At 70.5% G+C, this 24590-nt stretch carries 25 protein-coding genes; 14 read left to right on the plus strand and 11 right to left on the minus strand.

What is annotated here, in order from left to right; all coding sequences use genetic code 11:
- Positions 1 to 41: 41 nt before the first annotated feature.
- Positions 42 to 197 (plus strand): hypothetical protein, encoded by a 156-nt coding sequence (locus F6J85_RS17710; protein ID WP_167747785.1) that lies wholly within the window; start codon positions 42 to 44, stop codon positions 195 to 197.
- A 149-nt stretch (positions 198 to 346) separates the two neighbouring features.
- On the opposite strand, the gene F6J85_RS11850 is transcribed toward F6J85_RS17710, so the two are convergent.
- Positions 347 to 811, minus strand: coding sequence for a DUF3817 domain-containing protein (locus F6J85_RS11850; RefSeq protein WP_150925235.1), 465 nt, complete (start codon positions 809 to 811; stop codon positions 347 to 349).
- 95 nt (positions 812 to 906) lie between these two features.
- Here F6J85_RS11850 and F6J85_RS11855 point away from each other — a divergent pair, with 95 nt between their 5' ends.
- Positions 907 to 2010 (plus strand): class I SAM-dependent methyltransferase, encoded by a 1104-nt coding sequence (locus F6J85_RS11855; protein WP_150925237.1) that lies wholly within the window; start codon positions 907 to 909, stop codon positions 2008 to 2010.
- A 91-nt stretch (positions 2011 to 2101) separates the two neighbouring features.
- On the opposite strand, the gene F6J85_RS11860 is transcribed toward F6J85_RS11855, so the two are convergent.
- The 5 genes from F6J85_RS11860 to nrdH all read right to left on the minus strand — a co-directional run bounded on the left by F6J85_RS11860 (position 2102) and on the right by nrdH (position 6295).
- Positions 2102 to 2305 carry a pyruvate ferredoxin oxidoreductase gene (locus F6J85_RS11860; protein WP_150925239.1) on the minus strand — a complete coding sequence of 68 codons (204 nt, stop codon included), beginning with the start codon at positions 2303 to 2305 and terminating at the stop codon, positions 2102 to 2104.
- A 130-nt stretch (positions 2306 to 2435) separates the two neighbouring features.
- The gene (nrdF, locus tag F6J85_RS11865) at positions 2436 to 3410 is read right to left on the minus strand and encodes a class 1b ribonucleoside-diphosphate reductase subunit beta (protein WP_150925241.1); all 975 of its coding nucleotides are present in this window, start codon (positions 3408 to 3410) and stop codon (positions 2436 to 2438) included.
- 33 nt (positions 3411 to 3443) lie between these two features.
- Positions 3444 to 5543, minus strand: a complete 2100-nt coding sequence (nrdE, locus tag F6J85_RS11870) for a class 1b ribonucleoside-diphosphate reductase subunit alpha (RefSeq protein ID WP_150927405.1) — start codon at positions 5541 to 5543, stop codon at positions 3444 to 3446.
- Between the two features lie 50 nt (positions 5544 to 5593).
- Positions 5594 to 6034: a class Ib ribonucleoside-diphosphate reductase assembly flavoprotein NrdI gene (nrdI, locus tag F6J85_RS11875; protein ID WP_150925243.1), complete on the minus strand. Its 441-nt coding sequence runs from the start codon at positions 6032 to 6034 to the stop codon at positions 5594 to 5596.
- 27 nt (positions 6035 to 6061) lie between these two features.
- Positions 6062 to 6295 carry a glutaredoxin-like protein NrdH gene (gene nrdH, locus F6J85_RS11880; protein WP_135067905.1) on the minus strand — a complete coding sequence of 78 codons (234 nt, stop codon included), beginning with the start codon at positions 6293 to 6295 and terminating at the stop codon, positions 6062 to 6064.
- A 386-nt stretch (positions 6296 to 6681) separates the two neighbouring features.
- Here nrdH and F6J85_RS11885 point away from each other — a divergent pair, with 386 nt between their 5' ends.
- Positions 6682 to 7887 (plus strand): MFS transporter, encoded by a 1206-nt coding sequence (locus F6J85_RS11885; protein WP_150921207.1) that lies wholly within the window; start codon positions 6682 to 6684, stop codon positions 7885 to 7887.
- 45 nt (positions 7888 to 7932) lie between these two features.
- On the opposite strand, the gene F6J85_RS11890 is transcribed toward F6J85_RS11885, so the two are convergent.
- Positions 7933 to 8337, minus strand: coding sequence for a pilus assembly protein CpaE (locus F6J85_RS11890; RefSeq protein ID WP_150925245.1), 405 nt, complete (start codon positions 8335 to 8337; stop codon positions 7933 to 7935).
- 62 nt (positions 8338 to 8399) lie between these two features.
- Between F6J85_RS11890 and F6J85_RS11895 the strand changes: the two genes are divergently transcribed.
- Genes F6J85_RS11895 through F6J85_RS11910 form a run of 4 tightly spaced genes read left to right on the plus strand, consistent with a single transcriptional unit; the run spans position 8400 to position 12171 of the window.
- Positions 8400 to 9155 carry an alpha/beta fold hydrolase gene (locus F6J85_RS11895; RefSeq protein ID WP_150925247.1) on the plus strand — a complete coding sequence of 252 codons (756 nt, stop codon included), beginning with the start codon at positions 8400 to 8402 and terminating at the stop codon, positions 9153 to 9155.
- 47 nt (positions 9156 to 9202) lie between these two features.
- Complete coding sequence (locus F6J85_RS11900) at positions 9203 to 10366, plus strand: acyl-CoA dehydrogenase family protein (RefSeq protein WP_150925249.1); 1164 nt, start codon at positions 9203 to 9205, stop codon at positions 10364 to 10366.
- Between the two features lie 41 nt (positions 10367 to 10407).
- A complete protein-coding gene (locus F6J85_RS11905; protein ID WP_150921203.1) occupies positions 10408 to 11679 on the plus strand; it encodes a DUF445 domain-containing protein in 1272 nt (423 codons plus the stop codon).
- A gap of 27 nt (positions 11680 to 11706) precedes the next feature.
- Positions 11707 to 12171, plus strand: coding sequence for a SixA phosphatase family protein (locus tag F6J85_RS11910; protein ID WP_150925251.1), 465 nt, complete (start codon positions 11707 to 11709; stop codon positions 12169 to 12171).
- A 143-nt stretch (positions 12172 to 12314) separates the two neighbouring features.
- On the opposite strand, the gene F6J85_RS11915 is transcribed toward F6J85_RS11910, so the two are convergent.
- Positions 12315 to 13313 (minus strand): LacI family DNA-binding transcriptional regulator, encoded by a 999-nt coding sequence (locus F6J85_RS11915; protein WP_150927408.1) that lies wholly within the window; start codon positions 13311 to 13313, stop codon positions 12315 to 12317.
- A gap of 148 nt (positions 13314 to 13461) precedes the next feature.
- On the opposite strand from F6J85_RS11915, the gene F6J85_RS11920 reads away from it, so the two are divergent.
- The 4 genes from F6J85_RS11920 to F6J85_RS11935 all read left to right on the plus strand — a co-directional run bounded on the left by F6J85_RS11920 (position 13462) and on the right by F6J85_RS11935 (position 18756).
- Positions 13462 to 14700, plus strand: a complete 1239-nt coding sequence (locus tag F6J85_RS11920; protein ID WP_150925253.1) for a sugar ABC transporter substrate-binding protein — start codon at positions 13462 to 13464, stop codon at positions 14698 to 14700.
- Between the two features lie 32 nt (positions 14701 to 14732).
- The gene (locus tag F6J85_RS11925) at positions 14733 to 15842 is read left to right on the plus strand and encodes a carbohydrate ABC transporter permease (protein WP_150925255.1); all 1110 of its coding nucleotides are present in this window, start codon (positions 14733 to 14735) and stop codon (positions 15840 to 15842) included.
- A 107-nt stretch (positions 15843 to 15949) separates the two neighbouring features.
- Complete coding sequence (locus F6J85_RS11930) at positions 15950 to 16765, plus strand: carbohydrate ABC transporter permease (protein ID WP_238707119.1); 816 nt, start codon at positions 15950 to 15952, stop codon at positions 16763 to 16765.
- Positions 16762 to 18756, plus strand: a complete 1995-nt coding sequence (locus F6J85_RS11935) for a glycogen debranching N-terminal domain-containing protein (protein WP_150925258.1) — start codon at positions 16762 to 16764, stop codon at positions 18754 to 18756. The genes F6J85_RS11930 and F6J85_RS11935 overlap by 4 nt, the downstream gene beginning before the upstream one ends.
- A 368-nt stretch (positions 18757 to 19124) precedes the next feature.
- Here F6J85_RS11935 and F6J85_RS11940 read toward each other — a convergent pair whose 3' ends face one another.
- On the minus strand, positions 19125 to 19988 hold the full coding sequence (locus F6J85_RS11940) for a hypothetical protein (protein ID WP_150925260.1): 864 nt from the start codon (positions 19986 to 19988) through the stop codon (positions 19125 to 19127).
- A gap of 312 nt (positions 19989 to 20300) precedes the next feature.
- Here F6J85_RS11940 and F6J85_RS11945 point away from each other — a divergent pair, with 312 nt between their 5' ends.
- Positions 20301 to 21419 carry a baeRF11 domain-containing protein gene (locus F6J85_RS11945; RefSeq protein WP_150925263.1) on the plus strand — a complete coding sequence of 373 codons (1119 nt, stop codon included), beginning with the start codon at positions 20301 to 20303 and terminating at the stop codon, positions 21417 to 21419.
- On the opposite strand, the gene F6J85_RS11950 is transcribed toward F6J85_RS11945, so the two are convergent.
- Positions 21416 to 21892 carry a YbaK/EbsC family protein gene (locus F6J85_RS11950; RefSeq protein ID WP_150925266.1) on the minus strand — a complete coding sequence of 159 codons (477 nt, stop codon included), beginning with the start codon at positions 21890 to 21892 and terminating at the stop codon, positions 21416 to 21418. The genes F6J85_RS11945 and F6J85_RS11950 overlap by 4 nt on opposite strands.
- Positions 21893 to 21976: 84 nt before the next feature.
- On the opposite strand from F6J85_RS11950, the gene F6J85_RS17715 reads away from it, so the two are divergent.
- Both F6J85_RS17715 and F6J85_RS11960 read left to right on the plus strand, forming a co-directional pair.
- Positions 21977 to 22411 carry a pyridoxamine 5'-phosphate oxidase family protein gene (locus F6J85_RS17715; RefSeq protein WP_191906594.1) on the plus strand — a complete coding sequence of 145 codons (435 nt, stop codon included), beginning with the start codon at positions 21977 to 21979 and terminating at the stop codon, positions 22409 to 22411.
- A 216-nt stretch (positions 22412 to 22627) separates the two neighbouring features.
- A complete protein-coding gene (locus tag F6J85_RS11960; RefSeq protein WP_150925270.1) occupies positions 22628 to 23704 on the plus strand; it encodes a Glu/Leu/Phe/Val dehydrogenase family protein in 1077 nt (358 codons plus the stop codon).
- A gap of 69 nt (positions 23705 to 23773) precedes the next feature.
- Here the strand turns inward: F6J85_RS11960 and F6J85_RS11965 are convergent, their stop codons facing one another.
- Positions 23774 to 24514, minus strand: coding sequence for an acetolactate decarboxylase (locus tag F6J85_RS11965; protein WP_150925272.1), 741 nt, complete (start codon positions 24512 to 24514; stop codon positions 23774 to 23776).
- Positions 24515 to 24590: the final 76 nt, after the last annotated feature.

Genomic DNA, 24590 nt, shown 5'->3' on the forward strand with positions numbered 1-24590 from the left:
AGAGGGCCGCCGGGCACGATAGCCTGGATGCAGGAGGTCCCATGTACGTTATCGCGCTCATCCTGTTCCTCGGCGGGGTGCTTCTCGTCGGCATCTCCTTCGCGCTGGCCCCGTTCCAGGCCCTGTTCTTCATCCTCGGCATCCTGCTGGTCTCGGCGGCATTCGCGCTGCCGATCCACCTCGGCAACCGCACGTGAGCCTGCGGGCCTGACCGCCCGCCGCATCCGCGCCGCCCGCCGCCCGCGCCCGCGCCATCCGTCCGTCCCGCGCGCATCAGCGTCGGATGATCGCGCCTTCGTCGGGCGATGCGGGATGCATCCTCCGACGTTGAGCGGATGCTCCGACCTCAGTGGCGCCCGCCGGGCGGGCCGACGATGAGCAGCACGACGTACAGCACCACGATCGCCGCGACCAGCAGCAGCGCGAGCACCCAGGGCCGGCGCAGGAAGAAGCGCAGCATCCGGTCCAGCACCGTGCGGTCGCGCGGGTCGTCGGTCTCCTCCAGCCGCCACTGACCGGTCAGGCGACCGGATCGGTTCAGCCAGATCTCGGTCGGGATGGTCGCATACGGGATGACCGCGCTGGCGACGGCCACGACGGTGGGCCACGCGCGCCAGCGCTGGTTCAGCGCCACCAGGATCGCTGTCGCGCCGTAGGAGAGGAACACGAATCCGTGGATGGCCCCGCCGATCGTGACGGCGACATCCAGTCCGGCGACGGCGCGCACGATGAGCGCGGCGATGAGAATCGTCCAGGACACCGCCTCCGCGATGGCGAGGGTGCGGAAGAGCGTCAGGGGCGCGCGGAACACGGGGTCTCCTCGTCGGGTGCGGGAACCCCCAGCCTACGGACCTTCCCTGGGCTCCACCGGCGGCGGCGCTCGGCGCCCGCAGGTAACGTGGGGCGGTGGACTTCTCCCTCGATGCTCTCCGGCGCGATGCCGGCCCCAATGGCGACGCGGCGCATGACGCGGCGGACCGACTGCTCTTGGACGAGTCCGCGCCCGCGCGGACCGCTCTCGACGCGGGCGACATCGTCGTGATCGGTGACACCAGCGGGGCGCTGGCGCTGTCGGTCGCGGCAGGCCACGCCGCATCCCCCGTGCGCGTGCATCAGGATCCGCTCTCGGATGAGCGTGCGCTTCAGGCCAATGCCCGCGCGTTCGGCCTCGAAGGCTCGGTGCGCTCGATGCCCCTGGACGGCGAGCTCCTCCGCGGTGCGCGCGCCGTGCTGATGCGACTGCCGCGCTCGCTGGATGCGCTGCGCGACATGGCGGGCCTGATCGCCGCGCACGCCGCATCCGATGTCGCCGTCTTCGCGGGCGGACGGATCAAGCACATGAGCGTCTCGATGAACGACGTCCTCCGCGAGCACTTCGCGACCGTCGACGTCACGCACGCGCGGCAGAAGTCACGCGTGCTCATCGCGCGTGGCCCCCACGACGGACGGGATCCGGTGCCCGCCCGTGCCACCCACGACGGCGTCATCGTGTGCGCCTTCGGCGGTGTCTTCGCCGGCGCATCCCTCGACCTCGGAACACGGCTCCTGCTCGAGCACCTCCCCTCCCCCGGCGACCGTGACCCCTTCATCGACATGGCGTGCGGAAGCGGCGTCGTGGGGGCGGCGATGGCGGTGCGGCACCCCGGCCTGCAGGTCTACGCCTCCGACGAATCGGCCGCCGCCGTCGCATCCGCCCGTGCCACCGCCGAGGCGAACGGTCTGGCCGATCGGATGACGGTGGTGCGGGATGACGCGCTGTCGGCGCTCCCGGATGCCAGCGCGTCTCTCATCGCCCTGAACCCGCCGTTTCACCGCGGCGCCGCCATCGACGAGGGCATCGCGCCCTCCCTTTTCGCCGATGCCGCGCGCGTGCTGCGCACCGGCGGTGAGCTGTGGACCGTGTGGAACTCGGCCCTGCAGTACCGGCCGGCCCTGAACCGCCTGGTAGGCCCCACGCGGCAGATCGCCCGCAATCCGAAGTTCACGGTGACCGCCTCCGTCAAGCGCTGACCCTGCCATCACCGACGTCGGAGAAGGCGAAGAAGGTCGGAGGATGCGGGCGGAATCCTCCGACGTTCGCGCGATCTTCCGACGCGGCGCGTCAGACGCTCGTCCCGTCGGGCGTGATCAGCTCGCCGATGTCAGCCACCCGCACGATGCCCGCGGCCGCGGCGGCCAGCGCAGGGTCGGCCGTGATGAGCGCGTCCGCCTGAAGGGACGCCACCGCGAGGGCGGTGTCGGCCCAGTCGTTCTGCGCGGCGATCCGCCAGGCGGTCGCACGGGATCCGGAGGGCGGCGGCGGCATCAACGGGTCATGCCCTCATGCTCCCGCGCACCGCGGACATCACCACGTCGGAGGAAATGACGAACGTCGGAGGATCCGGGTGGGATCCTCCGACCTTCGTGCGATCATCCGACGGTGCGGATGCGGAACTCTAGAAGTCCCAGTCGTCGTCCTCGGTGGCCTCGGCCTTGCCGATGACGTAGGACGAACCCGACCCGCTGAAGAAGTCGTGGTTCTCGTCGGCGTTGGGCGAGAGCGCCGACAGGATCGCCGGGTTCACGTTCGTCACGCTCGCCGGGAACATGGCCTCGTAGCCGAGGTTCATGAGCGCCTTGTTGGCGTTGTAGTGCAGGAACTTCTTGACGTCTTCGGTCAGCCCGACGCCGTCGTAGAGGTCTTGCGTGTACTGCACCTCGTTGTCGTAGAGCTCGTACATCAGCGAGAACGTGTAGTCCTTGATGTCCGCGCGCTCGGCCTCGGAGACCTTCTCGAGGCCCTTCTGGAACTTGTAGCCGATGTAGTACCCGTGCACGGCCTCGTCGCGGATGATGAGGCGGATGAGGTCGGCGGTGTTGGTGAGCTTGGCGCGGCTGGACCAGTGCATCGGCAGGTAGAAGCCGGAGTAGAACAGGAACGACTCCAGGAGCGTCGAGGCGACCTTCCGCTTCAGGGGCGAGTCGCCGCGGTAGTACTCCATGACGATCTGCGCCTTCTTCTGCAGATTCGGGTTCTCCACCGACCAGCGGAAGGCCTCGTCGATCTCCTTCGTCGAGCACAAGGTCGAGAAGATCGACGAATAGCTCTTCGCGTGCACCGACTCCATGAAAGCGATGTTGGTGTACACCGCCTCCTCGTGCGGGGTGATCGCATCCGGGATGAGCGACACCGCGCCGACGGTGCCCTGGATGGTGTCCAGGAGCGTCAGTCCGGTGAACACCCGCATCGTGAGGAGCTGCTCGTCGGGGGTCAGCGTGTTCCACGACTGGATGTCGTTGGACAGCGGCACCTTCTCGGGCAGCCAGAAATTGTTCACGAGGCGGTTCCACACCTCGAGATCCTTATCGTCCTGGATGCGGTTCCAGTTGATGGCCTGGACGTGATCCAGGAGCTGGAGCTTCTCGCTCATATCTTCTTCTTCTCTCGAATCCTGGTCAGCGCGTCACAGCGTGCACGAGACGCATTCGCTCATGTCGGTGCCCTCGAGGGCCATCTGGCGCAGCCGGATGTAGTAGATCGTCTTGATGCCCTTGCGCCAGGCGTAGATCTGCGCCTTGTTGATGTCGCGCGTGGTCGCGGTGTCCTTGAAGAACAGCGTGAGCGACAGGCCCTGGTCCACGTGCTGCGTGGCGGCGGCGTAGGTGTCGATGACCTTCTCGTAGCCGATCTCGTACGCGTCCTGGTAGTACTCCAGGTTGTCGTTCGTCATGAACGCCGCCGGGTAGTACACGCGTCCGAGCTTGCCCTCCTTGCGGATCTCGACCTTCGCCGCGATGGGGTGGATGGAGCTCGTGGAGTTGTTGATGTACGAGATCGACCCGGTCGGGGGCACGGCCTGCAGGTTCTGGTTGTAGATGCCGAACTGCTGGATCGAAGCCTTCAGCTCACGCCAGTCGTCCTGCGTGGGGATGTGGTGACCGGCGAACATGCTCTTGACCTTGTCGGTCTCGGGCTCCCACACCTGCTCGATGTACTTGTCGAAGAACTCCCCCGACGCATAGGCCGAGTCCCAGAAGCCGTCGAAGGCCTGACCGCGCTCGATGGCGAGCTTGTTCGACGCGCGGAGCGCGTGGAACAGCACCGTGTAGAAGTAGATGTTCGTGAAGTCGACACCCTCCTCCGAGCCGTAGTAGACGTGCTCGCGGGCGAGGTAGCCGTGCAGGTTCATCTGGCCGAGGCCGATCGCGTGCGTCCGGTCGTTGCCCTCCTCGATCGAGCGCACCGAGCGGATGTGGCTCTGCTCGCTGACCGCGGTGAGCGCGCGGATGCTGGTCTCCACGGTCCGCGCGAGGTCGCCGCCGTCCATCGCCAGGGCGATGTTGAGCGAACCGAGGTTGCACGAGATGTCCTTGCCGATCTGGTCGTAGGACAGGTCTTCGTTGAACGTCGTCGGGGTGTTCACCTGCAGGATCTCGCTGCAGAGGTTCGACATGTTGATCCGGCCCTTGATCGGGTTGGCCTTGTTCACCGTGTCCTCGAACATGATGTACGGGTAGCCCGACTCGAACTGGATCTCCGCGAGGGTCTGGAAGAACTCACGCGCGTTGATCTTGGTCTTCTTGATGCGCGGGTCATCGACCATCTCGCGGTACTTCTCCGTGACGGAGATGTCACCGAAGGGCACGCCGTACACGCGCTCGACGTCGTACGGCGAGAACAGGTACATGTCCTCGTCGTTCTTGGCCAGCTCGAACGTGATGTCGGGCACCACGACACCCAGCGAGAGCGTCTTGATGCGGATCTTCTCGTCGGCGTTCTCACGCTTGGTGTCGAGGAAGCGCAGGATGTCGGGGTGGTGGGCCGACAGGTACACCGCGCCGGCGCCCTGGCGTGCGCCGAGCTGGTTGGCGTAGCTGAAGCTGTCTTCGAGGAGCTTCATGACGGGGATGATGCCGCTGGACTGGTTCTCGATCTGCTTGATCGGCGCACCCGCCTCGCGGATGTTCGACAGCAGCAGGGCCACGCCCCCGCCGCGCTTGGACAGCTGCAGCGAGGAGTTGATGCCGCGCGAGATCGACTCCATGTTGTCTTCGATGCGCAGCAGGAAGCAGCTGACGAGCTCGCCGCGCTGGGCCTTGCCCGCGTTGAGGAAGGTCGGGGTCGCCGGCTGGAACCGGCCGGAGAGGATCTCGTCGACGATCTCGGTGGCGAGCTTCTCGTCACCGTCGGCGAGGGCGAGACCGGTCATCACGACGCGGTCTTCGAAGCGCTCCAGGTAGCGCTTGCCGTCGAAGGTCTTCAGCGTGTAGCTCGTGTAGTACTTGAACGCGCCGAGGAACGTCTCGAAGCGGAACTTCTTCCCGTACGCGAAGTCGTTGAGCTGCTGGATGAACTCGAACGAGTACTTCTCGAGCACGGCCGGCTCGTAGTACTCCTTCTCCACGAGGTAATCCAGGCGCTCCTTGAGCGAGTGGAAGAACACCGTGTTCTGGTTGACGTGCTGCAGGAAGTACTCCCGCGCGGCGCGCTTGTCGGCGTCGAACTGGATCTTGCCGTCCGCGTCGTACAGGTTGAGCATCGCGTTGAGGGCGTGGTAGTCCATGCCGTCGAACCGGAGGTCGGCCTTGAAGTCGTTCGCGGTCAGTGCCGCCTCTAGTGCTGATTCCACCATCGTTCCAATCCTTCGCTGACGCGAGCGACGTCGTCGGGTGTGCCGAAGAGCTCGAGCTTGTACAAGTGCGGCACGGAGCACTTGCGGCTGATGATTTCGCCGGCGAGACCGAAATGCTCGCCGAAATTCGTGTTGCCCGCGGAGATGACTCCGCGGATGTTGCTGCGGTTGCCGGTGTGATTGAGGAACCGGATGACCTGCTTGGGGACGGCGCCCTTCTCGACGCCGCGCCCCTGACCCCCGCCATACGTGGGGGTCACGAGCACGAACGGTTCGTCGATGGTGAGGGGGGCGTCTGTGGCGTGGAGCGGGATGCGCACCGCCCGCATCCCGAGCTTCTCGATGAAACGCGCGGTGTTGCCCGACACGCTCGAGAAGTAGACCAGGAGCGGGACTTCGGTGGCGGTCACGACAGAACTCATGACGGCGGCCCCTGAGCCGGTCGAAGCTCAGGCCAGGCGGGAGGCGAGTTCGTCGATCTTGTCGGGGCGGAAGCCGGACCAGTGGTCCTCATCCGTGATGACGACCGGCGCCTGGAGGTAGCCGAGGGCCTTGACCTGCTCGAGGGCGGCGGCATCCTGAGACAGGTCCTGCACCTCGTATTCGATGCCCTTCGAGTCCAGCGCGCGATAGGTCGCCGTGCACTGCACGCACGAAGGCTTGGTGTACACCGTGATGGCCATGATTACCCGTTTCTCCCCTCAAGGACCTGGTTTCCCGGAGTACTGCTGTCCCGGGAGCTCAATACTACATATGGGTGCCGACATTGGAAGGCACCACAAGGGCTAGTAGTTACATTCGTGTAGTTTTCCACCGCTCTCCCCAGATACAACACATGTTGTCCACCGTTTCATCCACAGGCGCGGCACGGTTTCCGAGACCGGAAAAGCCCTGAATCCCGCTCGTTTCCCCCGCCGCGGCGAGATCTGTCCACAGGCGCCAGGGTAGGGCGGACCTCCGACATGCGGACTTCTGTGGAATGCGCGCGGTCGGCGTGTCGCGCCCGCACGCCCCTCGCCGGTCCCGGGACGTTCGCCGCAGCCGGGACGAGTGGGTACCGTGGGATGTCGTGGCTGGTTACCGGGATCTCCTGCGCACGCGCGGCGTCGCGCGGATCATGACCGCACAGCTGGCCGCCCGATTCCCCAACGGCATGACGAGCCTGGCGGTGCTGCTGCACGTCGAGCGGGTGACCGGCTCGTACGCCGCCGCGGGCCTGGTCCTGGCGGCGACCTCGATCGGCCAGGCCGTCGCGGGCCCCGTCACCAGCCGCTGGATGGGCCGCTGGGGGATGCGTCCGGTGCTCGTGCTGACCCTCGCGGTGTGCGCGCTGGCGATCACCGCGCTCGCGCTGCTGCCCCTCCCCGTGCCCGGCTACATGGCGCTCGGCCTCATCGCCGGGCTGTCCACCCCTCCCGTCCAGTCGGCCGTGCGCACGATCTACCCGAAGATGGTGACCTCGCGCCAGCTGACGCCGCTGTTCTCCCTCGACGCGTCACTGCAGGAGATCATCTGGATCGTCGCGCCCGTGGTCATCACGTTCGTGGCCACCCAGATCGGCACCCTCGAGGCGCTGCTCCTGATCGTGGTGATCCTCGTGGGCGGCGGGAGCTGGTTCATCCTGTCCCCCGAGGTCGGACGCGTGCGCATCCCGCGCAGCCGCCGCGGCTTCGGACGGGTGCTGCTGAAGGCCCCCGTCCTGCTGGCCACGGTCACCGGGTTCCTCCTGATCGCGGCATGCTCGGCGGTCGAGGTCGGCGTCGTGGCCACGTTCGGTCACTCCGGGGCCGCGGCCGGCCTCGTGCTCGCCGTCTTCTCGGTCGGGAGCCTGGCCGGCGGCCTGACGTTCGGGCACATCCCGATCGGGCCGTGGGCCATGGCCCGGCGCCTGACGATCGTGGCCGTGGGCCTGGCGCTGGCGATCTTCGCGCTGGACGTGTGGTGGCTCGGCGGAACGCTCTTCCTCGCCGGCATCGGGATCGCCCCGGCCCTGGCGGTCATCTTCGCCATCACCTCCGCCAGCGTGCGGTTCAGCGAGACCGCCGAGGCATACGGCTGGATCGGCACGGGCCAGCTCATCGGAGCAGCAGCCGGGTCGGCGGTGGCCGGTTTCCTCATCGACGGGGTCGGCCCGCAGGGCGCCTATGTCGCCGCGGCCGGGTTCGCCGGGGTCGGCGTGCTGGTGGCGCTCGCGTGCGTCCGCGGATTCCCCGATCTGCGCGACCGCGACGCCAGTCCCATCCCCGACACCGAGCCGGTCTCCACGATCACGTAGGCGGTCCGGCTCACGCCGCCGGCCGGCTCGCGGGAGGGCGACCGCTCACGCCATGCGCGCGAGAAGCGCGAGCACGGCGAACGCGTACGCGTCGGCCGGCTCGGGATGCTGGAACGTGCGGCGCTCGCCGGCGAAGACGATCTCCACCTCGTGCGTGTCGCCGAGCCGTCGGAGATGCCGGAAGGAGCCGCGCAGCATCTCGCGCAGCTGCCCCTCGGAGGGCAGCCACAGGGCGTCTTCGAGGGCGACGGAGTCCAGCGCCCACTCGGTCGTGCCGTTGAAGGCGAGGATCGTGCCGGTGGGATAGGACCGGGGCTCGATCGTCATGTCGCTCACGGTGAACACGTCGGCGTCGAACTCGGGCTCGTCCAGCTGGAACCGGTCGCCCGAGCGCGGCCGCCACTCCAGCCCTGCCTCACGCAGGGCGAGGGCCGCCTCGGTCGAGATCATCCCTCCATTGTGTCGGCCCGGCCCCGGATGGGGGCCGTGGCGGCCGTGAATAGCATGGGGGGATGACCTTCGCCGTGACCCTCCCCCGCCTCGCCTGGGGCGACCGCTCGGCCCCCCGCCGCGCCCTCCTCGTCCACGGCCTCGGATCCAACGGCGCCCTCATGTGGCGCTACGGCGTCGCCCTGGCCGAGGCGGGATGGCGGGCGGATGCGGTCGACCTGCGCGGTCATGGCACGGCCCCGCGCGCACTGGACTACCGGATCGACGCGTACGCCGCCGACATCCGCCAGACCCGGCCCGACGACGCCGAACAGTGGGACCTCGTCATCGCGCACTCGCTGGGAGGGGCTGCCGCCACCGTGGTGGCGGCAGAGGACCCCGGCTGGACGCGGCGCCTCGTGCTCGTGGACCCCGCCATCCACCTCGCTTCCCGCGACCGGGAGATCGTCCGCGAAAGCCAGGAACGCGCCTTCGCCGACCCGACCACCGCGGCCGTGCGTGCCGAGCACCCCGGGTGGCACCCGCAGGACATCGAGCTGAAGGCCCTCTCCGCCCAGCAGGCCAGCGCGTGGGCCGTCGAGCAGACGAGCCTGCAGAATCCGGCGTGGGATGTCCGCGGCGCCGCCGCGCGACTGACGTGCCCGACGCACATCATCGCCGCCGACCCCGCCGTGTACTCGATCTTCTCCGGCGCGCTGGCCGAGGAGGTGCGGCAGAACCCGGTCGTGACGATGTCGGTGGTCGCCGGAGCCGGCCACTCGCCGCACCGCGACAAGCCGGAGGAGACGATCGCGGCGCTCCTCGCGGCCGTGGGCTGAACCTCCGCGATCGACCCGCCCATCCCCGCGCGCGCGACAATGGGGGCATGACGGCCGCGTTCGACCCCGCCCAGCACCTTCCCGACGAGCTCCTGGAGCGCATCCGCGAGCGCGCCGCCGTCCACGACCGCGAGAACACCTTCCCCGTCGACGACCTCCACGACCTGCGCGACGCCGGCTACCTCGCGATCCTCGTGCCCGAGGACCGGGGTGGATCGGGCCTGCGTTTGGCCGAGGCATCCGTCCTCCAGCAGCGACTGGCCACAGCGGCCCCGGCGACCGCACTGGCCGTGAACATGCATCTGGTGTGGACGGGCGTGGCGAAGGTCCTGCAGGACCGCGGCGTCGACGACCTCGCCTTCGTCCAGACCGGCGCCGCCGCCGGCGAGGTCTTCGCCTTCGGCATCAGCGAGGCCGGCAACGACCTCGTGCTGTTCGGCAGCGACACCGTCGCCGAGCCCACCGCGGACGGCGGCTACGCCTTCACCGGCACGAAGATCTTCACCTCCCTGGCCCCCGTCTGGACGCAGCTGGGCGTCCACGGCCTGGACACCACCTCCCCCGACGCGCCGAAGCTCGTCTACGGCTTCCTTCCCCGCACCGACGCCGTCATCACGCGCGAGGACTGGGACACCGTCGGGATGCGCGGCACGCAGAGCCGCACGACGCAGCTGCACGGCGCCGTCGCCCCGGCCGACCGCATCGCGCGGCGGGTGGATCCGGGGCCACAGCCCGACCCGCTCGTGTTCGGCATCTTCGCCGTGTTCGAGATCCTGCTGGCCTCGGTCTACACGGGGGTCGCGCGCCGCGCGCTCGAGCTGGCGGTGGATGCCGCGTCCACGCGCCGCTCGAAGAAGACGGGGACGTCGTACGCGCAAGACCCCGACATCCGCTGGCGCGTGGCCGACATGGGCATCGCCTACGACGCGCTGCCCCCGCAGCTGTCGGCGCTCGCGCGGGACGTCGACGGGCTGGTCGACCACGGGGGGCGGTGGTTCTCGCTGCTGGCGGGCGTGAAGCACCGCGCCGTGACGACGGCCAAGCGCGTCGTCGACGACGCGATGCTCGTGGCCGGCGGCTCGTCCTACTTCTCCCGCAACGAGCTGTCCCGGTTGTACCGCGACGTCCTCGCCGGCCTCTTCCACCCCTCCGACCCCGAGTCGGCCCACGCCGCCGCCGCCACGGCGTGGCTCGGCCCGCAGGAGCGCTGACGCGCGGCCCGCGACGAGGACGCGCGTGCGAGGATGACCGGATGCACTCCACACCGACCGCTCTGCTGAGCCCGGCCGACCAGGAGCGGCGCCGCGCCCTGCGCACCATGAAGGCGGTCGCGCTGGGGGCGCTGGTGTTCATGGCGATCGTGTTCGCGGTGTCGTTCCCGCTCCAGGAGCGGTATCCGTGGGTGCAGTGGGTGCGCGCTGCGGCGGAGGGCGGCATGGTCGGCGCGCTGGCCGACTGGTTCGCCGTGACGGCGCTCTTCCGCCACCCGCTCGGTCTTCCCATCCCGCACACCGCGATCATCCCGCGCCGCAAGGACGAGATCGGCCGCAGCCTCGGCGAGTTCGTGGAGACGAACTTCCTCTCCGCCCCGGTCGTCCGCGGCAAGCTCGAGACGACGCCGATGGCCGCGCGGCTGGGCGCGTGGCTGGCCCAGCCCGCGCACGCAGAGCGCGTGTCGGCGGAGGCTGCCACCGCCGCCACCGCGGTGCTGAACGCGCTGAGCGACGACGATGTGCGCGACGTGATCGAAGACCTCGCCCGCGAGCACCTCATCGCCCCCGACTGGGGCCCGTCGATCGGCAGCTGGCTGGACCGCGTGGTGGACTCGGGCGCGCACACCGGCGCCGTCGACCTCGCCGCCGACTCCGTCGCCACGTGGCTCGCAGCCAACCAGGACGCGTTCACGGGCCTCGTCTCGCGTCGCCTGCCGTCGTGGGTGCCGGGCGTCGCGCAGCGCCTCGTCGACGACACCGTGTACCGGCAGGCGCTCTCGTTCGTCGATGCCGTGCGCGACGATCCGCAGCATCCCGCCCGCGCCGCGATCGACCGCTACCTCGCCCGGCTGGCCGACAACCTCCAGCACGATCCGGCCACGATCGGCAAGCTCGAAGACGCCAAGGCGACGCTGTTCGACAGCCCGCGCGTGCGCTCCCTGGCCGCCGAGGCGTGGCAGACCGCCAAGAGCGGCCTGCTGACGGCGCTGCAGGACCCCGACAGCGGGCTGCGACGACGGGCCGAGCAGGCCGTCGCCGAGATCGGCGAGCGCCTGACGACGGATGCGGCGCTGCAGCGCCGTGTGGACGGCTGGGTGACCGACGCGGCGGTGTTCGTCGTGGACCGCTATCGACACGACATCGCCTCGATCATCACCGAGACCGTCGAGCGGTGGGACCCCGCCGAGACGACCGAGAAGATCGAGCTCATGGTGGGGCGCGACCTGCAGTACATCCGGCTCAACGGCACGATCGTGGGGGCCCTGGCCGGGACGGTCATCTTCACCGTGGCAACGCTCGCCCTGGGCTGAGCGCTACCCTGAGTCCGTGGTGACGACATGATCCAACTGGCCCTGGCACGGCACGCGAAGTCGGATTGGGCCGACGCGTCGATCGACGATCACGACCGCCCGCTCAACGCGCGCGGTCAGCGCGATGCGCCCGAGGTCGCCCGCCGCGTGCTGCGCACCGGAGTGCGCCCCGAGGTGATCCTCACCTCCACCGCGCTGCGAGCCCGCACGACCGCCGAGCATTTCGCGGCGGCCTTCGACGCCGAGGTGCGTGAGCTGGACGACCTGTACCTCGCGGGGGCGGAGGCCCTCCTGCAGGCGGCCCGTGACAGCGGCGCCGACGAAGTGCTCGTCGTGGCCCACGATCCCGGCATGAGCGAACTGGTCAGCGAGCTGGCCGGGCGCGAGGTGAGCATGCCGACCTCCGCCGTCGCGGTGTTCACGTGGGACAGCGGCGGCTGGGATGCGGTGGGCACGACGCCGCCCGACGACCTCACGCTGACCACGCCCTAGGTCAGCACAGCGCCCTTGGCTCACCGCCGCGCCGTTCAAAACTCAGGAGATCCGCGCACTTCGGCTGCACCGGGGCCACCGCCGTCGGCGTGTCTCCTGAGTTTTGAACCGTAAGGAGTTCAGCTCAGCGCACCGCTCAGCGTTCAGCGCACCACGAGACGCGGCTCGACGAGCACGTGCGCCGAGCCGGAGGACGCCGGCCGCGGCACGACGATGCTGCCGGTGGCGCCCATGAGCAGCTCCAGCGCGCCGGCGGCGACCTTCTCCGGCAGCTGTTCGACGCTGGAGAGGCCCAGCGCTTCGGCTGCGGGGGTGTTGTCGAATCCGACGATGGGAAGCTCTGCCCTTCCGGCCGCCACGGCGGCCAGATGCGCGCCCACGGCGAGGGAGTCGCTCGCGCAGACGATCCCGTCCACCGGCTCCCCCGATGCCAGCGCGGTGGTCACCGCCGACCGCGCCCCCCCGACGCTCTCCTGCACGGCCCAGCGCGGCCCCCCTCCGCCGGCAGCACGCCAGCCGCGCTCGCGATCGTCGCCGGTGCCCGATCCCTCCGGCCAGCCCAGGAAGGCCACGCGCCCACCGGCGGTGCGCTGGATGTGCCGCGTGGCGGCGGCGGTGCCCGCGGCGCCGTCCACGTCGACCCACAGGTGTGCGGGCACATCCACGTCGTCCTCGCCCCACGGACGGCCGAACGAGACGAACGGGAGGGCGTGCTCGGCCAGCCAGCCGGTGCGCGGATCGCCGCGGAACGTGCCCGTGACGATCACGGCATCCACTTCGCCGCCCTCCCGAAGATCCGTCAGACGCGCCACCTCCTCCTCCGGTGAGCGCGCGGCATACACCAGCACCCGCATGTCGCGGTCGCCCGCCCGCTCGGTGAGGGCGTGCACGAACCGGTCGAGGACGACGCCGGAGATGCCGCCGGCATACGGGTCGAGGTGGATGCCGATGGTCGAGCTGCGCCGCGTGCGCAGCATCCGCGCCGCCGCATGGGGGCGATACCCGAGCTGCGCGATCGCGCCCTCCACCCGCTCCCGGGTCTCGGGCCGGACGATGTGCGGCGCGTTGACGACGTTGGACACGGTCTGGCGCGACACGCCCGCCGCACGCGCGACGTCGTCGACCGTGGGGGCCTTGACCATCGAACCTCCCGCCGATCGTGTCCTGTGCGCCATCCTAGGACGCTTCCTCGCGCGCCTTGACAGGGCGGATGCCGCGTACGTACGGTAAGGGACCACTGGGTTTGATCGTTCAAATCCGCGGCCATGGCTCATCGAAGGAGAGAGACACATGACACGGCACACCACGCGCGTCTGGCTCGGAGCCGGGACGCTCCTCGTGACCGGTTCCCTCGCACTCACCGCGTGCGGTTCGGGATTCGACGACTCCGGGGGCGGCTCGGAGGAATCGGCCGACGGCGCGCTCACGGTCCTGATCGGTTCCTCCGGCGAGGCGGAGACCACCGCGGTGGAGGAGGCCGTCGCCGCGTGGTCGGAGGACTCCGGCGTCGACGCCCAGGTGCAGGTGGCCAACGATCTGCCGCAGCAGCTGTCGCAGGGCTTCGCGGCCGGATCGCCGCCCGACCTGTTCTACCTCGCCCCCGAGGCGCTGGCCGGTTATGCGGAGAACGGCTCGATCCAGGCGTACGGCGACGAGCTGGCCAACAAGGACGACTTCTACCCCTCGCTCGTGGAGAACTTCACCCTCGACGGCGAGTTCTACTGCGCGCCGAAGGACTTCTCCACCCTCGCGCTCATCATCAACACCGACCTGTGGGCGGAGGCCGGCCTCACCGACGCCGACATCCCCACCGACTGGGACTCCCTCGCCACCGCCGCCCAGCGCCTCACCGGCGACGGCCAGGTCGGCCTGGCGTTCGGCGCGGAATACCAGCGGCTGGGTGCCTTCATGGCACAGGCCGGCGGAGGGCTGCTCGTCGACGGGCAGGCCGCGGCGAACAGCCCGGAGAACGTCGAGGCGCTCAGCTACGTCCAGACACACCTGAACGACGGCAGCTTCGCATTCGCGGCCGACATCGGCGCGGGATGGGGCGGCGAGGCCTTCGGCACGGGCGCTGCCGCCATGGTCATCGAGGGCAACTGGATCACGGGCACCCTGGCCAACGACTACCCCGACGTCAACTACACCGTGGCCGAGCTTCCCCAAGGTCCCGCCGGGAAGGGCACGCTGCAGTTCACGAACTGCTGGGGCATGGCCGCCGACAGCGCCGACCAGGAGTCCGCACTCGCCCTCGTCGAATACCTCACCGGCACCGACCAGCAGCTGACCTTCTCGGAGGCCTTCGGCCCGATGCCCTCGATCGAGTCGGCCGCGGGCACCTGGACGGACGAGAACCCCGAGCTGGCGGCCTTCCTCGCCGGAGCCGAGTACGCGCAGTTCCCGCCGACCATCGCCGGGGCCGCCGACGTCATCTCCGACTTCAACGCTCAGCTGGAGTCCCTGGCCACCGGCGACCCGCAGACGATCCTGGATTCGGTGCAGTCCAACCTCGAAGCGATCGTCGAGTGACCGGCATCCGCTGATCGGGTCGGAGTGATGCCATGACCGCTGTATCGACGCCGTCGCGCCGCGCCGGGTCCTCCGGGCTCCGGCGCGGCGAGGCGGCCGCCGGGTGGATCTTCACGCTTCCCGTGCTGATCATCCTCGGCGTCTTCCTCCTCATCCCGGTGCTCATGGCGCTGTGGGTGAGCTTCTCGGACTGGAACGGCCGCGGCAGTCCGTTCGCCGGCGACGTCGGCTTCGTGGGCGGGGAGAACTATGCCGCCATCACCACCGGCGGCGGGCTCGCAGAACGCGACTTCGGCATCGCCCTGCGCAACAACGCGTGGTACGTGCTGCTGGTGGTCCCCCTGCAGACGGCGCTGTCGCTGTTCCTGGCGGTCCTGGTCAACCGCGCGGTGCTGCGGGGCCGGGGCTTCTTCCGCACGGCGTTCTACTTCCCCTCGGTCACGAGCACCGTGGCCATCACGGTGCTGTGGCTGTTCCTCTTCTCCACGTCGGGCGCGATCAACCAGGTGCTGTCGTGGATCGGCATCAACGGGCCGAACTGGTTCAACGAACCGAGTGGCGTCGTGCACAATCTCCTCGGCGTCTTCGGGGTGACCTCGGGCCCCGAGGCGCTCACGCAGGGCACCTTCCTCGGAGTGTCGTGGTGGGACTGGCTCGCCGGCCCGTCGGTGGCGATGTCGGCGTTCGTCCTGATGGCCGTGTTCACCACGTCGGGCACCTTCATGCTGTTGTTCATCGCCGCCCTGCAGAACCTCTCCGGCGACGTGGACGAGGCGGCCATGGTGGACGGCGCGAACGGATGGCAGCGCTTCTGGCGGGTCACGCTCCCCCAGCTCAAGCCGACGCTGTTCACGGTGCTGACGCTCGGGCTGATCGGATGCTGGCAGGTGTTCGACCAGATCTACACGGGCACGCAGGGCGGGCCCGGCAAGACGACCCTCACCCCTGCGTACCTCAGCTACAACTCCGCCTTCATCTCGCAGGAGTGGGGTCAGGGCGCAGCGATCGCGTTCGTGCTGTTCGTCATCATCGTCGTCTTCACGATCCTGCAGCGCTTCCTCCTCCGCGACCGGCCGGTCTCACGCCGTCGTGCCCGGCAGTACGAGGTGCGCCCGGCCGCGCGGAAGGGAACGGCACGATGACCGCCGCAGTCACCGGCCTCCAGGCCGACGTGCTCATCGAGCAGGAGCAGACCGGCGGCGACCGCGGTCGCCCCGCCCGCCGGCGCCGGCTCCCCCGCAAGACGCTGATGTGGCAGATCGTCCTCTACGTGGTGCTCGCCGCGCTGGCCGCCGTCTACATCTACCCGTTCCTCGTCCAGGTCGCCACGTCGTTCAAGACCAATGACGGCGCCGCCGTCGACCCGGTCTCCCTCATCCCCTCCCCCTTCACGTGGGCGGCCTACGAGCAGCTGTTCCTGCGGTCGGATTTCCCCACGTGGTTCGCCAACTCCGCGATCGTGACCGTCCTGGTCACGATCGGACGGGTCTTCTTCAACTCCCTCGCCGGTTACGCGCTGGCCCGGCTCCGCTTCCGCGGCCGCGGCATCGTGTTCGCGGCGCTGGTGGCCGTCATGGCCGTGCCCACGGTGGTGCTCCTCATCCCGAAGTTCCTCGTCATCAACCAGCTGGGCATGTACGACTCCTATGCGGGCATGGTGCTGCCGCTGCTGGTGGATGCGGCGGGCGTGTTCATCATGAAGAACTTCTTCGAATCCATCCCCGCCTCCGTCGAGGAGCAGGCCCGGATCGACGGCGCCGGCACGTTCCGGATCTTCTGGTCGGTGGTGCTGCCGATGGCACGCCCCGCCCTCATCACGATCGTCATCCTGTCGTTCCAGGGCTCGTGGAACGAACTCAGCCACTTCGTCATCTCCACCCAGTCACCCGAGCTGACCACCCTCACCAAGGGCGTCGCCTCGCTCGCGAGCGGACAGCTCAGCCAGGGCAGCCAATACCCCATCAAGCTCGCGGCCGCGGCCATCATGACGATCCCCGTCGCCGTGGTGTTCTTCATCTTCCAGCGCCGCATCATGAACGCCAGCGAAGGAGCGGTCAAGGAATGACCCGCGAGAACGAGGGCCTGCCGCATCCGCTGCAGCCCCTGCTTTCCGATGCCGTCATCGCGCTGCGCGCGCCCACGCAGGTGTGGTCGCGCGCCGGAGGCGACAGCGCGGCGGCGATCGACGGGATCTATCACGGCGACGTGCGGCACGTCCGCGACGTCGAGCTGTCGTGCGCGGGCTCGCGCATCGAGTGGATCTCGGTCGCCCCGGACGGTCCCGCCCGCATCGTCTTCAACGGCCTGCTGCGGGCCCTGGACGACGCCACCCCCGACCCGAAAGTGCGCCTCACGCGGGATCGCCGCGTCGAGGCCGGGCGCGTGCGCGAGACCTTCACCGTGCGCTCGCACGCGCCGCACGCCGTGTCCACGACGCTCACGCTGCGGCTCGTGCCCGACTTCGCGCTCCTGTACGACGTGAAATCCGGCGCGCACGCCCCGCGTGACGCCGAGATCGCGGTGAGCGGTGCGACCGCGACCGCTCGGGCGGCGAGCGCATGGTTCGAGGCCGCAGCACCGGGCGCCGACGTCGCAGTCGACGGTGGGGCGGTCGTGGTCACCTGGGCGGTGGACATCCCGCCGCGCGGGGAAGCCGTGCGGGAGTGGGCGATCGAGCTTCGTGACGACACGCTCGTCGTGCAGGCGGCCGCCGCACCCGGGGCGTGGGCCCGCGGCGCGGCCGTCGCTGCGGCCGGCGTGGGTGCTGCAGCGGGCGACGTGGGGGCGGCGGGCGGCGGCGCGGGTGCGGGCGTGGGCGCTGCGGCGGCGGCGGGTGGCCCTCGGCTGGCCCGCTGGCTCGAGGTGGCCCTGGGTGACCTCGACGCCCTGCGCCTGGCACTGCCCGACGCACCCGGCGACGAGTTCTTCGCGGCGGGAGCGCCGTGGTTCTTCACGCTGTTCGGACGCGATTCCCTGTGGGCGGCGCGCCTGACCCTTCCGCTGGGCGCCGGGATGGCCGCATCCACTCTGCGAGTGCTGGCCCGCCTGCAGGGCACCCGCGACGACCCTGCCACCGCGCAGGAGCAGGGGAAGATCCTGCACGAACTGCGGTCCTCCGCGATCGAGCTGCCCGGTGAGGGCGTCGTGCTGCCGCCGCAGTACTACGGCAGCGTTGATGCCACGCCGCTGTGGATCTGCCTCCTCGCCGACGCGTGGCGGGCCGGCATGCCCGACGCCGAGGTGCGTGAGCTCATGCCGGCGCTGCGCGGCGCGCTGGCATGGATGCGGGAGCACGGCGACAGCGACGGCGACGGGTTCCTCGACTACATCGACCGCATGGGGACGGGGCTGGCCAACCAGGGCTGGAAGGACTCCGGCGACTCCATCCAGTGGCGTGACGGCACTCTGGCCACCGGTCCGATCGCCCTGTGCGAGGTGCAGGGGTACGCATACGAGGCGGCGCGGGGCGGGGCCGACCTGCTGGCGGCGTTTGGAGACGACGGCGACGACCCGGCCGGGCTGCGCACATGGGCCGCCGACCTGAAGGCGCGCTTCGCGGAGGCGTACTGGGTGCAGACCCCCGAAGGCCGCTACCCCGCCGTCGCGCTGGACCGTGACAAGAAGCCGGTCGACACGCTCACGAGCAACATCGGGCACCTCCTGGGTACGGGAATCCTCGAGCCGGACGAGGAGGCGCACCTGGCCGGGCTGCTGCTGGCCCCGACGATGTCCAGCGGTTACGGCATCCGCACGATGTCGACGCAGGCGGCCGGGTTCTGGCCGCTGTCGTACCACGGCGGGAGCGTCTGGGTGCACGACACCGCGATCGCGATCCACGGGCTGCTGCGCGCCGGGCTGCTCGACGCAGCCGCGCAGGCCGTGGACGGGCTGCTCGCGGCCGCCGAGGGGTTCGCGTACCGGGTGCCCGAGCTGCACGCCGGCGACGCCGCATCCGAGACGCCCGTCCCCGTGCCCTACCCGGCGGCGTGCCGCCCGCAGGCGTGGTCGGCCGCCGCGGCCGTGACGTGCCTCCAGGTGCTCACGGCCGTCGGCTGAGCCGCCGTCGCCTCGACGGCGGCACCCACCTCCGGGCGGCACGGGCGCGCAGCGCCGTTCAAAACTCAGGAGATCCGCGCACTTCGGCGCCCTCGGCGACCCCGCCGACGGCGTGTCTCCTGAGTTTTGAACCACCTTGCGCCCCACCGCCCGGCGGCCTCCATCCCCCGCTGCCGGCGGCTGCCGGTGAACTGCCATGCCGCGCCGCCCGGCGCGCCACCCGGCGCGCCACCCAGCTCCGCCGACCGGCCGCACCTGGCCCCGTTCAAAACTCAGGAGATCCGCGCACTTCGGCGCCCTCGGCGACCCCGCCGACGGCGTGTCTCCTGAGTTTTGAACCGAAATGGATGCGGCGAACCGCCCAGGCTTCAGCGGCGACGGCCTACCGGCCCGCGCGCCAGCAGGCCGCGGAGAGCCGCGAGCACCCGGTCGGCGTGCCACATGATGTCCTCGGCGATCGGCCGATAGGTGCAGTAGCCCAGCGCGGCGGCCGCCTGATCGCGGCGGAGGTCGGCGCGGCGCGCTTCCCAGCTGGAGTGGTGCTCCTCGCTGTCGCACTCGATGATGAGCCATCCATCGACGACGAAGTCCACCCGCCCGACACCTCGGATCTCCACCTGAACGTCGAATGAGCATCCGAGCCGGCGGAGGAGGAGGCGCATCAACGACTCCGGTCCGCTCCCCGCCCGGGGATCCAGCATCCGTCGCAGGACCCGGTATCGGCGAGGAAGAGAGGCGAACAGCTCGCCGAGCTCGTCATCGCGGATGACACCCAGGCGAAGCGCGGAGTCCAGTGTCGCGACAGCCGCCCGCGGCTCCTGACACCTCACCGCGTGAAGGACCGCGTCGAAGGGCTCGGCGGCGCAGGCCCGGGGATGCGGTTGCCGCACCGGGGCGTCCCAATGACGGAACACCTCGGTGCCCACGGCCCGCATCCGCCCCGTATTGGCGGGAAGATGGACGTGCACCTTCGACACGCTGAGGACGAAGACACCCCGGCGGCGCAGCTCCGACACGCAGGTGAGGCGCCCTCCGACGCGCGCGGCCGTTCGCAGGTCGGCGTCGTCGGTGGGCAGGAGGTAGACGCCGTTGCGGGATCGGACCAGCTCGTCGCGGCGGACCGCCGCGGTGATGGCACGTCCGGTCCACCCCTCGGCAAGGAGATCCGCACGGGAGCGAGCGAACGGGACCGGTGCGGGGGCGAACGCGTGAGGTCGACCATCCCAAGGCATGCCGCCACCCTGGTCGGCCGAGGTGGCCGCCGGCGGGCATTCGGCGCCGGTGTGCACAGATGGTGGCGGTCGGCCCCTGGGGAGGAGAAGTCGCGCACCCGGTCGTGTTCAAAATTCAGGAGACACGCCGACGCGGCGGGCGTAGACAGGACCCGAAGGCGGATATCTCCTGAGTTTTGAACGCGTCGGCGGGAGCAGCGGGGTCGGGCCGGGCCGGGCCGCGCCGGGCCGCGCCGGAGCAAGGTATGAGGACGCTCCCTCGCGGGTCGCAAGGGTCTGGCCCGGTCCCCGCCCCGCGCCTATCCTCGGGGCATGCTCGCCCGAGACTTCCCCGACAACGCACAGCTCCTGAACCTCATCGAGGCACGCACTCCGGGCAGCGTCAGCCTGGTGATCGGCTCCTCACCGCTGCCCGCCGACCACGACCGGGCCCGGATCGCCCTGCGCGACGCGATCGACGAAGCCGCCCGACGGCTCGAGGTGCTCGAGCTTCCCCGCGGCGCACGAGCCGCCACCGTGGAACGGCTGCGCGAGGCACTGCAGGACGACGAACTGTGGGCGAACCAGTCCCGCGGCATGCTCATCCTCGCCACCGCCGACGAGATGCAGTGGTACCGGCTGCCGTTCGAGGTGAGCGACGACGTGTCCGTCGGCGATCGCTTCGACCTGCGGATGCTGCTGCGTGCGCGCTCGGACGCCTCATCCGCGTTCGTCCTGCAGCTCTCGCGGGGCCTGGTCCGCCTCACCGAGATCGCGTCGGGAACCGACGTGGTCGACCATCCGTTGCACCTCCCCGACGACCACGACCTGATGCTCGAGCACGCCTCCAACGACGGTCGCGCCGACCGCGCATCCGCGCAGGGGTCGGACGGCGATCGGCCGGAGCGCGAACGCTTCTGCCGTGCCGTGAATGAGGCCGTGGTCGCCGTCATCCCCCGCGGCGCGCCCCTGATCCTCGCGGTGACCGATGACTTCCGGCCCGCCTACCGCGCCGAGAACACCCACGCCCTGCTGCTCGAGGACGAGATCCCGGCGCATCCGGAGTCGCTCGCCGACCAGGAGCTCGCCGACCGCGCCCTGGAGGTGCTCCGCCTCCGGCGCGAGCGCAAGGTGGCGGAGTGGAAGGAGCGGTTCGGCTCACTCCGGGCCCAGGGGCTCGCGACCTCGCGCGTCTCACAGGTCGCCGCGGCCGCAGCCGCCGCGGCGATCGAGGAGCTGCGGCTGGATCAGGATGCCGAGCGCTCGGGCACCGTGGACGAGTTCGGCCGCGTGCACGCCGGCGGCGACGGACGGTTCCTCCTGCTCGACCTCGCCGCGGATGTGTTGCGCACCGGCGGAACCGTCATCGCCGTCCCACGCGAGGAGCTCACCGACGGCTCGCCGGTCGCGGCGATCCTCCGTTTCCCCGTGCCCTCCCCGACCGGCGGTTAGTCGACCTTCGCCACGGTCCCCGCGGTCAGGCGCACGAGCTCCTCGAAGGTCAGCGGGAAGATCGTGTGCGGGGTGCCGCCCGCTGCCCACAGCTGCGGGAAGGCGGCGAGCGCCTCGTCGACGATGGTGGTGAGGGGCTGGGGATGGCCGGTGGGCGCGACGCCGCCGATGGCCTGACCGGTCGCCTGCCTGACCCGCTCGGGGGTGGCGCGGCCGATCGATCCGCGTCCCAGTCGCGCGGCGAGCGCTGCGGTGTCGACGCGGTGCGCCCCACTGGTCATCACCAGCAGCGGCTCGCCATCGCTGACGAAGACGAGGCTGTTGGCGATCGCCCCGACATCCACTCCCAGCGCCGCCGCAGCCAGCGCGGCAGTGGACGCCGCATCCGGCAGGACCACGATCTCACCCTCGATGCCCTCCTCCCGGAGGCGCTCGGCGACCAGGCGGCTGCGGGCGGGAAGATCCACGGTCATCCGTCCAGATTACGGGCGGTGTCGGAGGCTCGCGCTACCGTCGTGCCGCGGGAGTCGCCGAGGACCCCGCGGAAGGAGGAGCTCGTGTCCGGAGTCATCGACCCCCGCGAACCCGCCCACGCCAAAGCCCTGCAGCTCCTGCAGGAGCGTCTCATCGCATGGTTCACGACGGTGGATGCTGCGGGGCGACCGCACGCGGTGCCGGTGTGGTTCTTATGGCACGACGGTCGCGTCGTCGTCTTCAGCGAGGCCGACACCGTCAAGGTGAAGCACGTGCGCCGAGGCTCGCCCGTGCTGGTGCACCTGGACACCGGCCGGTTCGGAACCGAGGTGGTGATCCTGCGCGGCACCGCCACGATCTCCGAGCGCGACGCCGCCTCGTGGCTGGCGGAGTTCGGCGAAGGCTACGAGAAGAAGTACGCCGCGGCCATCGCCGACTACGGAGTGCCGCTGGAGGGCATCGCCGCGACGTTCTCGACGGCCATCGTCTTCACGCCGGAGCGCCTGCAGACGTGGTGATGCGGGAGGCGGGGGTCTCGCTGTGCGCCATCGGAAGCCACCCACCCCGGCGCATGGGGTGATGACCGTGCACGCGCGCCCACGCAGAGTGTCGATGCGCGCGCGCACCGCCCCCTCCCCTTCGCGGCGACGCCCGGGCACAATGGATGCGGATGCCGCACACCCGCAGCATCCGATCGCCCACGGCCCACGAGGCCCGCCGGAAGAGGATCGACGATGACTCCCGTTCTGCCCCTGCCCGATTTCACCCACGAGCGCGTGGAGGTGAGGACCGGCGAGCGCAGCGGACTGTTCCTCGCCGTCGCCTTACACTCCTCGGCGCTCGGACCCGCCCTCGGCGGCGCACGCGTGTGGACGTATCCGCATTGGAGCGATGCGCTGGGCGACGTGCTGCGCCTGTCCGCCGCCATGACCCTCAAGAACGCCGCGGCGGGCCTGGACGCCGGTGGCGGCAAGGCGGTCATCGGTCTTCCCGAAGGAACCGTGCTCGACGCCGAACGTCGGCGCGCGGCGTTCCTCGATCTCGGCGACGCCGTGGAGTCGCTCGGCGGTCTGTACCGCACCGCCGAAGACGTCGGCTCCACGGCCGAGGACATGCTCGTCGTGCGCGAGCGCACGACGTCGGTGGTGGGGCTCCCGGATGCTGCCGGCGGCTCTGGCGAACCGGCCGGTCCGACCAGCGTCGGCGTCTACGAGGCACTGCGGGCCACTCTCGAGCGCGTGACCGGTTCGCCGGAGGTGGCCGGCCGGCGGATCACGATCTCCGGGCTCGGCCAGGTGGGCGGGCGCCTCGCCGTGCGCCTGTCGGCGGAGGGCGCGGTGCTGCACGTCACCGACGTCAACCCGGCCAAGCGTCAGCTCGCGGCAGAGCTGGGCGCGACGTGGGTGTCCCCCGGCGAAGAGCATCTCGTCGCCGCCGACGCGTTCGTCCCCGCCGGCATCGGCGGGGTGCTCACCGACGAGGTCATCGACGCGCTGCACGCGCGGGCGGTGTGCGGTCCGGCGAACAATCCGCTGGCCGACCGTTCGGGTGCCGACCGGCTCGCCGCCCGCGGCATCCTGTACGCCCCCGACTTCGTCGCCAACGCCGGCGGGGTGATCTACCTCGACGCGACCGACAAGCACGTGGGCGATCGTGCCGGGACCATGGCCCGGGTCGCGGCGATCGGCGACACCGTGCGCCGCGTGTTCGACGAGGCAGCTGCGCGAGAGGTCACCCCGCTCGCCGCCGCGGAAGCCCTTGCGGCGGAACGGCTGAGCGCCGGAGCGTCCCGCAGCGCGCTCGTCGGCTGACGGTCCCGGGCGGCCGGCCCGGGCGGCCGGCCCGGGCGGGCGAGACCGGGCCCGCCGCGTGGGGCCGCGTCACGCTTTGCGCGCGGCGCCGCCCTCCATTGCCACGATGCGGTGGTCCTGGTCGTGGCTGAGTGGCGTGCGAAGGAACACGTCGTCCGTGGGCAGTCGCAGGTCGAATCGTCGATAGGCCGCCACCCGGAGGCTTCCCTTGGCCAGGGTCGACTCGAGGACGTGGCCGCCGGCGAGACGGTCGTCGGAGAGGAAATGCAGGTGCAGGCCGGCGACGGCGATGCCCTGGTAGATGGCCGGTGCCCAGAACCCCAGGAGGGTGCCGGCGCATTCTTCGAGCACCGTCTCGACCTGGTCGCGGGTCGCCTCCGCCAGCGACGGGAACGGGCTCCTACCGCGCCGCGGCACGCGGACGCGGACAGCGGCGAAGACGCCGTCGATGCGCACGGCGTGGAACAGATTGCGGCTGACGAGGTGCTCTTCGATCGCCGCGGTGAGAGCCGCCAGGTCGGTTCCGCTCACGTCGACGGGCGCCACCTCCGGGAAGCGGCACACCTCGAAGAACGGGAGCGTCTCGGAGTCGTCCATGGCGCGTGGGGGCGCCTCGTCCGTGCACTCGACGAGGTCGCCGTCGAGGAGGACCACCTCGCCACCCAGTCCGTCGCAGCATCCGATGCCGAAGTCACCCAGCTCTCGTGCCTGCGGGGCGGGGAGTCCGGTGGTGTACGCCGCGGCCAGGAGCGCATCCAGCACGGCGTACTGGATGATCGCGTCGGAGGACATCGGGGTATCGGAGCTCATGCGACCGAGGCTACCCCTGGGGCTCGTCACGGGGCAGGAGGCCCGGTGCCGGTGCGCTGGGGAGGCGCCGGCGCTC

The sequence above is a fragment of the Microbacterium lushaniae genome, from assembly GCF_008727775.1.
In the GTDB taxonomy this organism is placed as follows: Bacteria; Actinomycetota; Actinomycetes; order Actinomycetales; family Microbacteriaceae; genus Microbacterium; species Microbacterium lushaniae.

Coding starts and splice junctions, on each gene's coding strand:
- F6J85_RS17710 (WP_167747785.1), top strand. CDS start 42: ATGTACGTTATCGCGCTCATCCTGTTCCTCGGCGGGGTGCTTCTCGTC.
- F6J85_RS11860 (WP_150925239.1), bottom strand. CDS start 2,305: ATGCCGCCGCCGCCCTCCGGATCCCGTGCGACCGCCTGGCGGATCGCC.
- nrdF (WP_150925241.1), bottom strand. CDS start 3,410: ATGAGCGAGAAGCTCCAGCTCCTGGATCACGTCCAGGCCATCAACTGG.
- nrdE (WP_150927405.1), bottom strand. CDS start 5,543: ATGGACTACCACGCCCTCAACGCGATGCTCAACCTGTACGACGCGGAC.
- nrdI (WP_150925243.1), bottom strand. CDS start 6,034: ATGAGTTCTGTCGTGACCGCCACCGAAGTCCCGCTCCTGGTCTACTTC.
- nrdH (WP_135067905.1), bottom strand. CDS start 6,295: ATGGCCATCACGGTGTACACCAAGCCTTCGTGCGTGCAGTGCACGGCG.
- F6J85_RS11890 (WP_150925245.1), bottom strand. CDS start 8,337: ATGATCTCGACCGAGGCGGCCCTCGCCCTGCGTGAGGCAGGGCTGGAG.
- F6J85_RS11895 (WP_150925247.1), top strand. CDS start 8,400: ATGACCTTCGCCGTGACCCTCCCCCGCCTCGCCTGGGGCGACCGCTCG.
- F6J85_RS11900 (WP_150925249.1), top strand. CDS start 9,203: ATGACGGCCGCGTTCGACCCCGCCCAGCACCTTCCCGACGAGCTCCTG.
- F6J85_RS11905 (WP_150921203.1), top strand. CDS start 10,408: ATGCACTCCACACCGACCGCTCTGCTGAGCCCGGCCGACCAGGAGCGG.
- F6J85_RS11910 (WP_150925251.1), top strand. CDS start 11,707: ATGATCCAACTGGCCCTGGCACGGCACGCGAAGTCGGATTGGGCCGAC.
- F6J85_RS11915 (WP_150927408.1), bottom strand. CDS start 13,313: ATGGTCAAGGCCCCCACGGTCGACGACGTCGCGCGTGCGGCGGGCGTG.
- F6J85_RS11920 (WP_150925253.1), top strand. CDS start 13,462: ATGACACGGCACACCACGCGCGTCTGGCTCGGAGCCGGGACGCTCCTC.
- F6J85_RS11925 (WP_150925255.1), top strand. CDS start 14,733: ATGACCGCTGTATCGACGCCGTCGCGCCGCGCCGGGTCCTCCGGGCTC.
- F6J85_RS11930 (WP_238707119.1), top strand. CDS start 15,950: ATGTGGCAGATCGTCCTCTACGTGGTGCTCGCCGCGCTGGCCGCCGTC.
- F6J85_RS11935 (WP_150925258.1), top strand. CDS start 16,762: ATGACCCGCGAGAACGAGGGCCTGCCGCATCCGCTGCAGCCCCTGCTT.
- F6J85_RS11940 (WP_150925260.1), bottom strand. CDS start 19,988: ATGCCTTGGGATGGTCGACCTCACGCGTTCGCCCCCGCACCGGTCCCG.
- F6J85_RS11945 (WP_150925263.1), top strand. CDS start 20,301: ATGCTCGCCCGAGACTTCCCCGACAACGCACAGCTCCTGAACCTCATC.
- F6J85_RS11950 (WP_150925266.1), bottom strand. CDS start 21,892: ATGACCGTGGATCTTCCCGCCCGCAGCCGCCTGGTCGCCGAGCGCCTC.
- F6J85_RS11960 (WP_150925270.1), top strand. CDS start 22,628: ATGACTCCCGTTCTGCCCCTGCCCGATTTCACCCACGAGCGCGTGGAG.
- F6J85_RS11965 (WP_150925272.1), bottom strand. CDS start 24,514: ATGAGCTCCGATACCCCGATGTCCTCCGACGCGATCATCCAGTACGCC.